9 protein-coding genes are annotated in these 16,015 nt (G+C 54.6%); 5 read left to right on the forward strand and 4 right to left on the reverse strand.

Annotated elements, in window-relative coordinates:
- Positions 1–10 precede the first annotated feature (10 nt).
- The 3 genes from DYY88_RS18210 to DYY88_RS18220 all read left to right on the forward strand — a co-directional run bounded on the left by DYY88_RS18210 (position 11) and on the right by DYY88_RS18220 (position 5,726).
- Positions 11–2,821, forward strand: coding sequence for a UPF0182 family membrane protein (locus DYY88_RS18210; protein WP_242517641.1), 2,811 nt, complete (start codon positions 11–13; stop codon positions 2,819–2,821).
- Between the two features lie 395 nt (positions 2,822–3,216).
- A complete protein-coding gene (locus tag DYY88_RS18215) occupies positions 3,217–4,005 on the forward strand; it encodes a DUF362 domain-containing protein (protein WP_039728952.1) in 789 nt (262 codons plus the stop codon).
- Positions 4,006–4,334: 329 nt separating this feature from the next.
- A complete protein-coding gene (locus DYY88_RS18220) occupies positions 4,335–5,726 on the forward strand; it encodes a proton extrusion protein PcxA (RefSeq protein ID WP_039728950.1) in 1,392 nt (463 codons plus the stop codon).
- Between the two features lie 320 nt (positions 5,727–6,046).
- On the opposite strand, the gene DYY88_RS18225 is transcribed toward DYY88_RS18220, so the two are convergent.
- The 3 genes from DYY88_RS18225 to DYY88_RS18235 form a co-directional block, all read right to left on the reverse strand.
- The gene (locus tag DYY88_RS18225; RefSeq protein ID WP_039728948.1) at positions 6,047–7,396 is read right to left on the reverse strand and encodes a hypothetical protein; all 1,350 of its coding nucleotides are present in this window, start codon (positions 7,394–7,396) and stop codon (positions 6,047–6,049) included.
- Positions 7,397–7,604: 208 nt separating this feature from the next.
- Positions 7,605–8,354, reverse strand: coding sequence for an exosortase-dependent surface protein XDP2 (locus tag DYY88_RS18230; RefSeq protein ID WP_039728947.1), 750 nt, complete (start codon positions 8,352–8,354; stop codon positions 7,605–7,607).
- Between the two features lie 296 nt (positions 8,355–8,650).
- Positions 8,651–9,325 (reverse strand): L-threonylcarbamoyladenylate synthase, encoded by a 675-nt coding sequence (locus tag DYY88_RS18235; protein ID WP_039728946.1) that lies wholly within the window; start codon positions 9,323–9,325, stop codon positions 8,651–8,653.
- A gap of 87 nt (positions 9,326–9,412) precedes the next feature.
- On the opposite strand from DYY88_RS18235, the gene larC reads away from it, so the two are divergent.
- Positions 9,413–10,837, forward strand: a complete 1,425-nt coding sequence (gene larC, locus DYY88_RS18240) for a nickel pincer cofactor biosynthesis protein LarC (protein ID WP_039728944.1) — start codon at positions 9,413–9,415, stop codon at positions 10,835–10,837.
- 173 nt (positions 10,838–11,010) lie between these two features.
- The gene (locus DYY88_RS18245; protein WP_052288645.1) at positions 11,011–12,087 is read left to right on the forward strand and encodes a S49 family peptidase; all 1,077 of its coding nucleotides are present in this window, start codon (positions 11,011–11,013) and stop codon (positions 12,085–12,087) included.
- 185 nt (positions 12,088–12,272) lie between these two features.
- On the opposite strand, the gene DYY88_RS18250 is transcribed toward DYY88_RS18245, so the two are convergent.
- Entirely contained in the window at positions 12,273–15,914 is a 3,642-nt protein-coding gene (locus DYY88_RS18250) for a response regulator (protein ID WP_044151403.1), read from the reverse strand.
- Positions 15,915–16,015: the final 101 nt, after the last annotated feature.

A 16,015-nucleotide genomic window follows, 5' to 3' on the forward strand; every position in this document is an offset into this window, starting at 1 on the left:
AACATCGACTGTGAAACGCGCAAACATTCCTGACTTTGGTCGTCGCCCCCCGCTATTTTTGTTCGTGGCGATCGCCATCCTCGTCCTCATCGCCTTATCGGGGGCGCTCGTCCATTTGCTGACCGAGTCCTGGTGGTTTGCGGCCGTTGGTTACAACAACGTCTTTTGGACTCGCATTCGCTGGCAGGTGATCATTTGGGTTGCCACCCTGGTGAGCTATGCCGCCTTTTTATATGCCAACTATCGGCTGGCGCTGTGGGTGACCCGCGAGTCGCCCTGGCGCGTGTTAGAACGGCGCAACTTGGGCGCGATGGCCGACTATCTACCCAAATATTTGGCCGCACTGTTAATTACCCTACTGTCCTTTGATGCGGCCATGAGCGCCGCTGGGGCTTGGGACAGCATTCTCAAGTTTCTTAACCCCACTGACTTTGATCGCCTTGATCCCCTCTTTCAAAAAGACATCAGCTTCTATATCTTTCGCCTACCCATCTACGAGGGGTTGCAAGGGGCGATCGTTCAGCTCTTAATTTGGTCGATTCTGCTGGCCTTTGGGGTCTATGCCCTCAAGGGCGAAATTCGTCCCGAGCGCGGCTGGAAGTATTTCCTCACTGGGGAAGTCAAAAGTCACCTCTGTGTGTTGTTGTCGGCGTTAGCGATCGCCGTGGCCACTGGCTTCTACTTTGGGCGGTACGATCTGCTGTTCTCTGCTGATGGGGTGGTGTTTGGCGCTGGCTACACCGATGTTCATGCCCGCCTCCACGCCTACTGGACCATGGCCTTTGTCACCCTGGCGGTCGCGGCCCTGTTCATCGCGTCGCTGTGGCGCAGCGGCTTTGTCTGGCCCACCGTCGGCATTGGGCTGTATATGCTGACCCTCATCGTGGTGGGCGGCCTGTACCCCTGGTTTCAGCAGCGCTTTTTGGTCGAACCCAACGAACTCGCCCGCGAGCGCCCCTACATCGAGCACAGCATCGCCTATACTCGCGAAGCTTACGCGCTGGATCAGGTGCAGAGCGAACCCTTCCCCGCCGAAGAAAATCTTGATCGCACCGTCCTCGACAACAACAGCCTCACCGTCGACAACATCCGCCTGTGGGATTATCGGCCCCTGCTGAGCACCTATCGCCAACTGCAAGAAATCCGCCTGTATTACCGCTTTCAGGACGTCGATATCGATCGCTACACCCTCAACGACGACTACCGTCAGGTGATGCTCTCGGCGCGCGAGATGGACTATTCCGAAGCCCCGCCCGAAGCACAAACCTGGGTGAACCAGCGGCTGAAGTTTACCCACGGCTACGGCATCGTCATGAGTCCGGTCAACCGGGTGACCCCCGACGGTCTGCCCCAGTTGATGATTCAAAACGTGCCGCCCGTTTACACCGTTGACCTGGAAATCGAGCAGCCCCGCATCTACTACGGCGAGGCCACCGATTCCTATGTCTTTACGGGCACCACCACCGAAGAGTTTGACTATCCCGAAGGCAATACCAACGCCACTTACAACTACACCGGGTTGGGCGGTGTGCCCCTGAGCAACTGGGGCCGAAGATTGGCGTTTGCCTACGATATGGGCAGCCTCAAGGTCTTAATTTCCAACTACATTACGAACAATTCCCGCATCCTTTATCACCGCAATGTGCTCGAACGGGCTCGACAAATTGCGCCCTTCTTGAGCTACGACAGCGACCCTTACATCGCCGTCATTGATGGGCGACTGAAGTGGATTATTGACGCCTACACGTCCAGCGATCGCTACCCCTATTCCGAACCGCTGAACCGCAGCAACGATATTGGCTCCTTGCTCAACAACGACACCATCGCCACTTTGGCGCGGGGCGGCAGTAACTACGTGCGCGATGCCGCTAAAGTCGTGATCGATGCCTACGACGGTTCGCTGGAATATTACGTGGTGGATGAGGCCGATCCGATCCTCGGCACCTATCGGCAAATTTTCCCTGATTTATTTAAGTCAGCAGACGAGACTCCCCAGGCCGTTTGGGAGCATTTTCGCTATCCCCAAGATTTGTTTGCCCTCCAGGCCCAGATGTACCGCACGTACCACATGGCCGATCCCGAAGTGTTCTACAACCGGGAAGATATCTGGCGTTTTCCCACCCAGGTCTACGAGGGGGAACAAGTGCGCATGGAACCCTACTACCTGATCATGAAACTGCCAGGGGAAACCACCGAAGAGTTCATGCAGATCCTGCCTTTCACCCCCATCAACAAAGACAACATGGTGTCTTGGATGGCGGGTCGCTCTGATGGTGACAACTATGGCAAGCTGCTGCTGTACGAATTTCCCAAACAGCAGTTGGTCTATGGCCCCAGCCAAATCGAAGCCCGCATCGACCAAACCCCGGAGATTTCCCAACAGCTCACCCTGTGGAGTCAGGAAGGCTCGCGGGTGATTCGTGGGGATTTGCTGGTGATTCCCATCGAGCAGTCGCTGCTGTATGTGGAACCCGTATATCTGCGGGCCGAGCAGGGCGAACTGCCAGAACTGCGCCGCGTCATTGTCGCCCACGACAACGACATCGTCATGCGCGAAACCCTCGACGAAGCCCTGATTGCCATCTTTGGTGAAAGCGCCGCGTCTCCAACGGATGCGCCTGAGCCGACGGAGGGTGTCACCGACGAGCCCGTAACCGACAGCACCCCGACCTTGCCGATCGCGCAAGCCGATCGCATTCAAGATGCGCTGAACGCTTACGAGGCGGGTCAACAAGCTCTGCAAGACGGCGACTGGGAAGCCTACGGCCAAGCCCAGCAAGAGCTCGAAAGCATCCTCAATGAGTTGAGCAACCGCAACTGAAGCAACTGATCACCGCTCACTGCCGCTGGCAAGACCTGAGACCTGATTCTCCGGAACTCAGTGCTCGGGGGTAACGGAGGCGCGGTCGCCGCGATCTCCGAGGAGGCCGCTCAGGTGACCATCACAATCACCACCACGGCCACGATCAGAATAAACAGACAGCCAAACCAGGGTGGGGGTGGGTCACCGATTTCTTTATTGCCGCCGATACCGCCACCAGAGGTAAACATCGCTTCAAAATCTATCGTGTGGGCAAGAGGTAGGTTCAGACTACCGAATCATCGCCAACGGCATCAACGACCTATGCGTCCGTTCCGGCACGATGACGAGATCGCCCTATCCCCCAATTGTGCGAAACCTCGTTACGCTGATTGAGTCCTGATGTTTGCGCCAACATGCCTGTGCCCGCCACCGTCCCGGTTACCGTCACCCCGACCGCTGACTTCATTTACACACCGCCCCCAGCCGCAATCAATGCCAAAACCATATTGGTGAAGCCGAATTTGGGATATCCCGTAGGACCGCCCGTGACCATCAGCATGGCGGTGTTGGGTCAAGTGCTGCAGGGCTTACGGCAAGCCAATCCCAACGCCGAAATCTTGATTGTGGAAGGAGTCTGCTCTAAGGTCTCCTTTAGCGACATTATGGGCAAGTTGGGCGTGTATGACCTGCTGGATGAGGGAATGCAACTGCTGGATGCGGACACCCTAGAGCTAGTGGAATATCCCAATCGAGCCCTCCAACCGACCCGGTTCAAAACGCTGTGGGCACCAAAGCTACTGCAAACGGTGGACTGCCGCATTTCGGTCGGAGCGTTTAAGAAAACCAGCTTAAAGGGGCGATCGCTGATCTCCGCCTCCCTCAAAAATCTCTACGGCCTCTTTCCCCGGGCCAAATACAAAGCCCGTAGCCATCACTCACGGGGCCAACTGCATCGGCCCTCAGTGCCAGAAGTTTTGCAAGATGTCTATGGCACCATCGGCCATCGATTCGACGGGGCTGTGGTGGACTGCGACCAAAAATTTATCAGCCGCGATTGGCGACCCGACGTGGGGGATGGCATCTCCATTGGGCAGGTGATTTTTGGCGATGACTTGTTAGCAGTCGATGAGCGCGCTTGTGAAGTGGGGCAAGAAGCGATCGCCCCTTATCTGCAACCCATTCGTGCGCAGCGTTTGCTTTAGCGCCATCGCTCCCAAGGCTGACACAATGCTGCCAACGAGGCAAAATACGAATCACCTGATCTGGAACAAGCTTATCCCTGCTGAATGCCATCGCGATCTCATTGACCATAACCGCTCCCCTATCTCCCCTCTCTGGCATGACTAGCGAATTGCCATCCGACTACCGTTTCCCCTAATAGCTTTGGCTTACAATAGCTCTGAAGTTTTGAGCATTGCCCGATGGGGGCGACTGTCTGTTAACCGCCCTGGCTTCGTCTTCAATCGACTCCTGAGACTTCAGCGCCGACGCTCTGCCTTTACACTTTTACATCAATCACCGGTAATTCCTGATGGCTATTCCTTCCCTGCTTCAGAAGGCGCAGCAGTGGTTTTTTAAGACACCTGAGCGTGCCCTCGACCAAGCTTACGAAGCTGCCAAGATGATCGAAGCGATTGAAAATGAGCATTTCAATGGCAATCCTATTGCGGCGGCCTATGGCAACTACGGCAAAAGCTCGATGGCTTATTTTCAAGGGGAGCTGAAAAAGTATCTGAATTTGATCGAGCTGCGCATGACTGAGTTTCGTGCTAGCAGTGCGGTGGTGCGAGTCTCTGATCCCAAAATTATGGAAATTCAGGTGGGCGATCGCGACGAGCCAAACCTCACCCTGAATGTGATTGATAAACCCGCTATCTTTTTTCGCAAGCTGCAATTTGTCGACGAAGTGCGATCGCGCTACAGCCGCGCTGAGTCGAGCCCTCAGCCCACTGTCGTCATGGTGCCTGAAAATGCCACTGCCCGTCCCCGACCAGCTAAGTCAGCGGCTGCGCTTCCGGCCCAATCGCAAAACGGCAGCACCAATGGGGCGATCGCTCCCCTCAGTCAGCCTTCGGTCAAAGCCACCCCAGCAAACCAAAATGGCCAGACAAAATCCGCGGGCCTATCCGGTAGTGCCAACGTCCTGCCCCGCTCCATCTTGCGTACCGTCGATCGCATTCGCCAAGATCTCGACCCCAACGCTGAAGAAGAAGTCGTCAAAGAATTTCGCTCCTCACGCGGCCGTACCACCACCGCCATCAAGTTTCTGTTGTTGCTGATCATTGTCCCGCTACTCACCCAGCAGTTCGCCAAAAACTACGTCGTTGGCCCCATCGTTGACTACACCCGCGCCCAACAAGAGGCCGGCATCTTCTTGAACCTGGAGATGGAAGAAGAAGCCCTCCACGAACTTCAACAATATGAAGAACGCCTGCGCTTTGAAGTCTTGATCGGCAAAGTCGAGCCCATTCGCGAAGCCGAAATCGAGGAGCGAGTCGTCGAAAAAGCCACCGAAATTGAAGAGGCCTATCGTCGCCGCAGTGCCGACTCCGTGAAAAACGTCTTTTCCGACATGTTGGCGGTAGGCGCCTTTGTGCTGCTATTGGTCAACCAAAAAAGCGGCATCCTCACCCTCAAAAGCTTTATGGATGAAATCGTGTACGGCCTCAGCGATAGCGCCAAGGCGTTCATCATCATCCTATTTACCGACATGTTCGTCGGTTTCCACTCGCCCCACGGTTGGGAGGTTTTGCTCGAAGGGCTATCGCGTCACCTGGGCTTCCCGGCCAACCGCGAGTTTATCTTTCTCTTCATTGCCACCTTCCCAGTGATTCTCGACACCGTCTTCAAATACTGGATTTTCCGTTATCTCAACCGCATCTCACCGTCCGCCGTCGCCACCTACAAAAACATGAACGAGTAGTACCACATTTGCCTTTTATCCAAGTGGGATCCCTCCCGGAGCCACTATCTCAGGATATAGCGTTGAGCAGATAGTTCCGTTCATCTCTTTGGCAGAAAAACAAGGGGCTGAGAAAGCTGGATTTTATAAAATCTAAGTATTGTCGGGCAGGTATCTTGCCTGCTCCGGGACAGCCGAGACGGCTGTCCACACCCATGATTCAATGCCCATTCTGGAAACTTTTGGGCTCTCGGTACCTGACTGCGGATTGCTATATGAGGCAAGTTCCACGACTTGGTAAGTTCCGCGCAGAGAAAAATTAGCATCGGCGATCGGCAATTCTAAGCGGGCATGAGCACCTCCATAATTTGAGCGATGGACTGCCCTTGAGCCAAAAGCCCCTGGGTCATCTCCAGGAGTTGCTGCAAGGCTTCGCGTCCCAAGGTGTAAAGCCGCTGTCCGATGGTGTGCTCGTGGTTTTGAGCAAAGTCGAACCGTTCCGATGAATGCCCAGAGCCGGGCGTGGCTTGAAGCAACGACTGCGCCACGCAACTCAGACAGAAGTGGCGTTTCACCGCTTCCTCCTTGCGCAGCTGAGCCGACTCAAAACCGACGACTTGCTTGGCAAACTCATGAAAGGTCTCAATCGGCCAGCGATAACTCCAGGTCGCAACGGTACGGGCACTGTCCCAATGCAGGGCATCGGTCAACAAAAACCGGGGCGCATCACTCAGGTCGGCGGTTTCATGCACGATAACGAGTCGTTTGGAGCCGTACTTTTTCAACCGCACGGTCTTGCTAAAAGCCCAAATGTCTCGTTTCTGGCCGTTTCGGCAGGTGACGGCTTTGGGGCGAAAACTCTCGGGATGTTCTAGGCGCAACGTCTGGGCGACCCCATCCACCCGCTGCCACTGCCCTTGCCAGAGAATCAAGCGTGAGCTTTCAATCTCACTAACCCAGTGCTTGCCCGAAGCTTCAATCAGTTGCGTCAAGGGCCTAGAGAGCACCCCACAGTCGAAGGCATAGTCCGCTTGGGGAAACTCGCCTCCAGCTTCCAACTGGCGCACGATGGCCCCCGCGATCTCGGTGCGCTTGCGATAAGCCAGACGATTCTTTTGATAGTGCAACAGCTCTTCGAGGCGCTGATGCACTTGCTCCATCTGCTCGTAGCTCTCTTGGGCCGTCATCTCTAGATACGCCAGTTCTTCTCTTTCATAGTTCGGATATTGCACCTCAACCGCTACCCCATCGACCCGATGCGGATTGGCAATCGCGGCAGTCACCACCGTTTGATACCGACTCCAGCAGCGGTTGACGTAATCATAAGCCGCTTTCGCACCATAGATTTTCTCGCTGTAGGGATGATGCGCAAACGTCCAATCCAGGCTTAAGACCGCGCGACCGCGACCGCGATGCGCCGGAGCCACGACCTGACGATGCCGTTGCATCAAGCCCTCGCAGGTCCAACCCGCCGACTCAAACACCGCCGCATGCATCGCTCGACGCTGAACCCCCTCGCCCTCCGGCCACACCCACTGGGCATGGATGCCTTGCAACGTCTTATTCGGGCTGAGCAACAGGCCCGTCAGGTAGCGACTCACTTGGGCAAAGCCGGCACTGCGACAAAACACCGAACGATATCCTTGCAAGTGCTTTTGCAGCGTTTGAGGAATCTGAACCAACGGCAGCATTGAAGCTTCTCCACATCCAGCTCAGGTTCATTTTCCACCACTGCAAACCCACAGCTTTTTTTCTTTCTTCAGAACATGCCAAGTCGTGGCAAGTTCCTTTTAGTAGTGCCTTTCAATTAAAAAAGCAGCTAACCCATAAGAGCTAGCTGCTGACTTGAGTCGTATTCAGGTAGAAACCATGTTTTCTCCGGGCAGGAGAAGGAAAGGCTTACGCCTCAGCTTGCTTACGGCGGCTAGCCAAGAAGCCAGCACCCGCAACCAAACCCAGCCCCAACATCGTCGCAGGCTCAGGTACCTGAGCACCAACCACCTTGAAGTCAGGACCATTAAAACTAGATTTGCTAACAACAGTAACTGAGCCAGTGTACCTAGAGATCCCGTAATCTAGCAGGTCGATACCGTAGCTGCCCACCTTCTGCTCATTGGGGGTGATTTCAGTAGTTTCAAGCTTGTAATCGGTAATGCCTTGAGCGAATTGAGTGCGGAGAATCTTGATCGGCTCAGCGACCCCTTCAAGAATGACCTTTAAATCACTGTTATAGCCTCGTTCCCAGAAAAATAGCTTGTTAAAGGCACCATCGAAGTTGAGCTTAATTTTGAATTCGCCATCATCCTCAGTATCAATGATGCTGCTGAGATACTCATTTCCTAGAGAAGTCACAATGTCTTCATCGCTAGGATTTTCCTCATTTGTTCCAACAGTACCCATAACGGTAATGTCAGAGCTAGCAGCGCCGGTATTACCAGTTGTGTGAAGCTCATTTTCGATGATTTCGGCTTCATCGACAAAAACAAAGTTCTCAACTTTGATGCCATCGAATTCGACTGATTCCAAGATGACGTCGTCTTCAGGACCGTTGCCAATCGTATTAGTTGTAAAGGTAAAAGCTTGGGCACCCGCAGCTGACATCAACACACAGCTAGTGGCGACGCCGAGAGCCATTAAGTTCTTATTCATCGTGTCTCCTTGAGTTTTTGCTTAATGCTTAGTGAATTGAGAAATTAGGTAGATACTCAATTTGCTTTGCAGCGTGCCTCGCTGATGGGTCAGCCACTGCGCACAATCCTATGTAAATGCATCGAATCGAAAGGTGCATCTTTTCACGGAGAGATTTACCCAAGCTTCATTGACATGTCCGTAAATGTAATACCTTCATATATCGGCTTATACGTAAAGCCCGATGAAGACGAGCGGCTAGTTTTGCGGGCTTTGCCTCATAACAGTAATACCTTTGCCATATGTAAGCCTGCACTTTAATGCGGCGAAAGCACAGCCGCTTCTGCGACTTCAATGCCGAGTTCGGCGGCCTGTTCCCAGCCGAGTCCTCGTCGTTCGACCATGGGTTCGGTTGGTTCTTCTAGGCTCAAAATGGTGGAAAGGCCGTAAGTGAGGTCGCGATCGTCGTCGATGATCAAGTCAACTTGTGGCCCCACGATGTCAAAGAGTTCGGCCTTAGAGGGCACTGGCGTGGCATCGAAATCCAACAGCGATAGGGCCGATGTGGAAACGATGGGATTGCCCAGGGCTTCGATCAGAGCCAGGCAAATGGGCGAGTCGGGTACCCGAATGCCTGTGGTTTTCCGCTTTGGGCTCATGACGAGTTTGGGCACCTGTTTGGTCGCAGGCAAAATGAAGGTATAAGTGCCCGGAATCAGATGGCGAATCTGACGATAGGCAGGGTCACTTACATAGGCGTATTCAGCAATATTTGACAGCGACGAACACATGAAGGTGAGGGGTTTGTCGTTCGAAACTTGCTTGAGTTGGCGGACGCGATCGATCGCGGATTTGACCGTGAGGTCACAACCGATCGCATATACCGTATCTGTCGGGTATAGCATCACCGCCCCTTTGCGCAGGGCGTCACGAATGGCGGCAATTTTGCGAGTCTGGGGGGTTTGGGGGTGCACTTTGTAGAGTGTCGTCATTGAGAACTTCCTCGCGCTGTATTTGTGCCGTTCGGGCAAGGTAGTCTTCATTATGAAAGATGGTCATGGTGGATTTGACGACTTTGTATGAAGACTTTAGCCTTTGTGGATTGTCCGACTGGCATTTCGGGGGATATGTGTTTAGGGGCGCTGGTGAGTGCAGGGGTGCCGCTCGACTACTTGCAAAGCCAGATTGATCAGCTACAGCTCCCCGAAAAAGTGCGGTTAGAGGCCCGCAGCGTTCGCAAAAATGGCATTGCGGCCACCAAGGTAGACGTGCTGCTGCCCCACGACAGCGAGGCCGCTGCCCCCCATCCCCCAGCGCGACATCTGCACGATATCGAGCAGATCATCATTCGAGCATCTTTGCCAGAACGCGCGATCGCGTGGAGTCTGGCCATTTTTCGGCGCTTGGCCCAAGCCGAGGGGGCCATCCACGGGATTGATCCCCAGCAGGTTCATTTTCACGAAGTCGGGGCAACGGATGCGATCGTCGATATTGTGGGCACCTGTTTGGGATTCGACTGGTTGGGCATTGATGAGCTGCATTGTGCGCCGCTGCCGACCGGCACGGGCACTGTGCGAGCGGCCCACGGTCGCTTGCCTGTGCCCGCCCCGGCAGTATTGAAGCTGATGGAGATGGCGCAGGTCCCTATTTACAATGCAGGGCTGAGGGGAGAACTCGTAACGCCGACGGGAGCCGCGATCGCGACGGAATTGGCCACCCACTTTGGCGAACCGCCAACCATGCAACTGCAAAAAATTGGCCTCGGAGCGGGCAACAAGGATTTGCCGATACCCAATATTTTGCGGCTGTGGATTGGCCAAGTGGATCAACTCGGCGGCAAGGCCAGCGCCCAAGTGGACACGACTCAAATCGCCCCCATCCATTCCCCGGCTCCGCAAACCCAGGCACCGCACGAACACCCGCCGCACCATCATACCCCCCATGAGCATACCCCCCATGAGCATACCCCCCATGAGCATACCCCCCATGAGCATGCGCCCCACGAATCCCATCACCCGCACCCCACGCCTGAGCGAGAAGCCCAAGCCGGACGCGAGCCAGTCACAGTATTAGAAACCCAGGTGGATGACTTATCGCCCCAGGCGATCGGCTATGTGTACGATCGCCTCTTTGCCGCCGGAGCTTTAGACGTTTTCGTGCAGCCCGTGATGATGAAAAAATCGCGACCGGGACATTTGCTGGTGGCGATCGCCGATCCGCCCCAAGCCGATGCCTGCGAAGCCGTCTTATTGACCGAAACAACAACGCTGGGAGTGCGCCGCACTGACCAAACCCGACTACGCCTACGCCGTGAACAAGTGCCCCTCCAGCTGCCTTGGGGAACGGTGCGGATGAAGGTCGCCTTTATGCCGGACAGCGATCGCCCCCTCAAAGCCCATCCCGAATACGAAGATTGCGCCGCGATCGCCCGACAACACCAACTCCCCTGGCAGGCAGTCCACAACCAAGCCCTGGCCCAATGGCACCAGCAGAGATCGTCCTAAACACCCCATTCACTACCAGCGTCTTCTTTCCCCTCGCCCCCCTGCTCTCCCACCCTTTTACTCGTTTCCTCACTTCCCCAAATCCCCCGCGAAAGCTGGCAAACTACAAAATAGCTCTTACCATAACGGTGATAGGCAAAACGAGCCGCAAGATTGAGTGGGAAAAGAGGTTCATGAATCGATTGCTTCGGTGGTTGGCCACATTCGCAGGAGTTTCTGTCGTCGGTTTGGGAGTGACGGGCTGCTTTCCTGATTTCTCCTCCAGCTCCGATGAGGGCGAAGACGACACCCTCGAATTTCGCTATGTAGACGGCGATGAAGAGAGCGAAAACTACCTGCTGGAACTCCGCATCAACGGGCCAATCCTCAATAGTCCCTCAAACTCCGGTTTCTTTGGGCTCGACTCGAGCGTGACCTATGCCTATCAGTTTCAAAAACTGATGGAAAAAGTCGCCGAAGACGATCGCATCCAGGGCATCTTTTTGCGAGTCTCGACGCCTGGCGGCACCGTCGTCGGCTCCAACGTCGTTTATGACGCCCTCGCGGCTTATAAGGAAGCCACCGATAGTCCGATTTATGCCTACGTTGAGGGTCTATCAGCCTCTGGTGGCGTATGGTCTATGGTGGCGGCAGATCAGATTTTGGCCGCACCGGGCAGCGTCATTGGCAGTATTGGCGTCATTGGCCCCACCCTGGTGTATTTCAACAATCCGGTCGCCCTCGATGGCGGCTTGCTGGGCGGCGGCGTTACTACCGAGGGGGGCATTCAACAATTTGTGATTTCCGCTGGCAAGGGCAAAGATCTGGGCAACCCCTTTCGCCCACCAACTGAAGAAGAGCTCGAAAATTGGCGGGTCAATATCAACAATGAATACGACGACTTTGTGACCCATGTGGCCGCAAACCGCGACATCACTGAACAAACCCTGCGGCAAGATATGGGGGCGTTTATCTTTGGCACTGAGCAGGCCGAGCAATATAACCTGATCGATGGCACCAGTGGCCGCCCCGAGGCGATCTCCGCCCTGGCCGAGTCGCTCGAACTCGGAGAAGATTACCAACTGGTGCGAGTTGGGTATGACGAACCGAGTTTGATTGAAATTTTGTTGGGTCGCGCCCCTGTAGAGCTCACCTACGAGCAAGAGCAAGCGATTATCCAGCAAGACCTCTGTGATTTGCAGACTTACAGCTTCCTCGCCTATTACGGCGATGTCTATCAGCTCTGTCCGACGTTAGAGCCAGCAGAATAGGCGCGGGCGTTGCTGATTTTGGGGATGAATTGAATCGCGGACAGAAATAACGACACGAATTGATTCACCATCGATCGTGGAGAGCGGGCATCTTGCCCGCGGTCTAAAAAACCGAATTCATCCTGCGATTTAGCAGCGCCTAGGCGCGAATTGCTGAGCCTTTACCAACGACGTGATGCTAGTCGTTACAAAGGCTCTAGCAAATGCCCACAACGCTCGTAATAGCTTTCGGCCACTTTATCGGTGGAGCAAATTTCTAAACATCTTTGGAAGCGTTGTTGGGCCTCAGCAAAGCGGTTTTGATAAAAATACGCGAGCCCGATTTCAAAATCGGTACGGCTCTTGAGTTTGCCAACTCTTTGCTCAGGGGGATCCGGCTCAAACACTTCGTACACACTGACATAGGCGACTTTGCCCTTCACTTGGACGCGATCGATCACCCGCATCGCATATCGATTCGAGTCACTCAATTCCAAAAAAGTGTGGTGAGAAATTAACAAATTGGCACTGTAAATCCGCGTCATGCGCTCAATCCGTGCGGCGACGTTAACGGTGTCACTAATGGCGGTACTATCCATCCGATTGCGGCCACCGACGGTGCCCAACATCACCGTGCCGGTATTAATGCCAATGCCAAACTCGAGGGCAGATTTGTGATATTGCGATCGCTCGGCGTTGTATTCATCTAACCGCCGCAGCATCTCAATCGCGGCTTGCAGCGCATCGTCTGCCCCCCGGCTAAACAGCGCCATAATCGCATCGCCAATATATTTATCGACAAAGCCATGATGTTCTGCGATCGCGGGCTCCATGCGCGACAAAAACGCATTCAAAAATTTGAAATTATCCGCTGGACTCATCTGTTCCGACAACGTGGTGAAATCACGAATATCCGCAAATACCACCGACATTTGCCGCTCCACATGATTCCCGAGTTCAACTTCGACAATGCTTTCTTTTTCTAAGAACTGTAAAAATTCGCGAGGCACAAAGCGCCCATAAGCCTGGTTGATTTTGGCCAGATATAGGTGTGTCTTGAGCCGCGCCAGCAGCTCATTTTTCGAAATGGGTTTAGTGAGATAATCATTCGCCCCTGCCGAAAGCCCTGCCACGAGGTCACCCACCTGGTTTTTGGCCGTCAGCATCATAATCGGCAGCACATGCGCCGGATACGTTTCTCGCAGCTGACGACAGACTTCAAACCCCGTCATTTGCGGCATCATGACATCCAACAAAATCGCATCGGGTTGCAGACCATTTTCGAGCAGGGCCAGCGCTTCTGGGCCGCTACCCGCTTGCGTCACCCGGTAGTTGTGAACTGCTAAGTGATTGCGAATTACCTGCCGATTGATGGGTTCATCATCCACCACCAAAATCGAAAAGTTGCTGCGTGCCAACACCGCATCGGCTACATCATTAGCGGCTGAACTGACTTCGATCGCGGCGCTGGTCTCAGTGGCAGTGCTGGTCTCATCGGCTAACACCACAGGCTCAGGCTGCAATCGCGTCAGGGAAAGGCGCGATCGCTCAGCCGTCAACCCTGACAAGCCCGAATCGGCGATCGCGAGTCCAGGGGCCTGAGTGGTGATGGGTAGCGTAAAGGTGAATTGTGACCCCACCCCGACAGCCGACAACACCTGAAACGTCCCCCCCTGCAACTCGACCAACTTTTGCGACACCGCTAGGCCAATGCCCATGCCTCCGTAGACCCGTGCGGTCGAACCATCCGCCTGCACAAACGGTTCAAAAATGCGCTCGAGTTTGTCTTCGGGAATGCCAATCCCGGTATCAGACACGGTAATCGCCAAGTAGTAGCCAGCAGTGTTTGTGTTAATCGCGCTCGCATCGGCAGCGTCAGGAAGGGCGGATGAAGGAGACGTGGTGGTAGCCGCGATCGCGCCTGGGTCGTTTTGATGCGGGTGATTGTCGTCAGACGGAGAATACGATTGGCGCACAATTCGATGTGCCCCTGACGCTGACAATAATTCATCAAAATGTTGCGGGCGTGGACAAATGCTCGGCAAATTGGCCGACAGCATGACTGGTTGGGCCTCATCTTGACGAATGATCTGGGCCGAGATGCCCACCATGCCGTAGTCGGTGAACTTTACTGCATTGGCTACCAAATTGTGCAAAATTTGCTGTAACCGATTTTCATCCGCTAACACGGGCGGCAATTTAGGCGATACCGCGTTAATCAACTGCACCTTTTTTTCCCGAGCCAGGGGCCGACTCAGCGTCAGCACCACTTCTGCCGCTTCGCGCACCCCGACCGGGCGCGGATGAATTTCGACCCGGTCTTGTTGCAGTTGAGCAAAGTCAAGAATGTCATCCACCAATGCCGACAAGCGCTTGCCACTGGCGACAATCATGGCTAAGTTGCCCTTCGTTTGTCGGGTCTGGGGGCCACTAGCGCCATCAATCAGCGACTCGGCCAAGCCAATGATGCCGTTCAGCGGTGTCCGCAACTCGTGGGACGTATTGGCCAAAAACTCATCTTTTAATTTGTCGAGACGTTTCAGCTCTTGGTTATGGTTTTCGAGTTGTTCAAATGATTGTTTGAGCTGCTGGGCCATGCTCTCAAAGGAGTGCGACAGCTCCGACAGTTCCTGAAAACGACCGTTTGGCAGCGGCGAGTCCCAAGTCCCAACGGCGAGCTTTTTCGAGGCTTCGCTCAAACGATGAATCGGTTGGGCCACCCAACGGGCGGTAATGCCGGCAATAATGCTCGCCACAATTAGGGATAGCAGACACAGCAGCAGCGTATTGCGCGTGTTTTCAGCGATTTGCCCTTTGAAATCCGCTTCGGGAATGGCCGTCACAATCAGCCAATCGAGTCCCCGACCATCGCGGAACGGCACAATTTGGACTAGTTGGTCTTGTCCGTCTAGATCGTAGGTAAATTGCTGAGCGGTGTTGACCTGTTCCAGGCTGCCATATTCCTCAATGAGATACTGGGCGGTTTCGCGAATAATGGGTTCTTTGCTGGCAGTGGCGGGCAGTCGGGTCTGTGCCCCACTGTCTAGGGTGAGGAAGGGCAACTCATCAGCTGAAGTGGCAACGATATCGCCAGTGCGCTCGATGATAAAGGCTTCGCCATTAGGGCTAATGTTGAGCGTGCGCAGATAGCCGCTAATTTGCTCTAGGGTCAGGTCGAGGGCTAAGACGCCGCGCAGCTTGCCGCGATCGCCATGAATCGGCGCAGCCAAGGTAATGCCTAAAACAGAATAGTCTTGCGACGCAAATTCATAAATAGGACTCCAGCTCGCATGGCGATTCTTCACCACGGCTTGGTACCAGGGTCGTCCCCGGGGGTCATAGAACTGCGAGCTCAACTGTTCGCGCCGTTCTCCCGCTTCATTCAGTCGATAGGTTTGCCGTTGAGGCAGCGTTTCTGGCGTCACTTCCCACAGCACGGTCTGGCCGTTGTTGCGCTCTTGGATGCCCACAAAAGTGCCGTCGGGATAACCCAAATAAATGCTAGTAATGCCGTCAGAGGCCCGAATTTGGTGCCAAAAATGTCGCGCAATCGTTTGGGAATCGGATAAGGCGACATCGCCATAAAACAGATTGCTGCGACTATCACGCTGCAGCAAGTTGGGCTGCAGCAAATAGGTCTGCACATGTTCGCGAATGCGATTCGCGGCTTCTTCGCTCAGTTGCGACGCCAGGTCATCGACGGCTTTTTCTCCGTTGCGCCAAGAGAGTGCTGTCGTCAACCCCACCGCTGCCGCAATTTGCAGCACAAACGACACCACTAAGACGAAGCGTAACGATAGCTGTCGAGAGCCAGAAGGTGACGAACGCGGGTGAGGTGGAGTGGACATACGGTGAACAGTCGTCGCGGGTGAGCATGAGCGAATCAGGGGGCGATCGCTGGAGTGTGATTGGGCGGCTCGATTCCCGAATTCAAATTAGGCAGTACACC

It is taken from the genome of Leptolyngbya iicbica LK (assembly GCF_004212215.1).
GTDB lineage: Bacteria > Cyanobacteriota > Cyanobacteriia > Phormidesmidales > Phormidesmidaceae > Halomicronema > Halomicronema iicbica.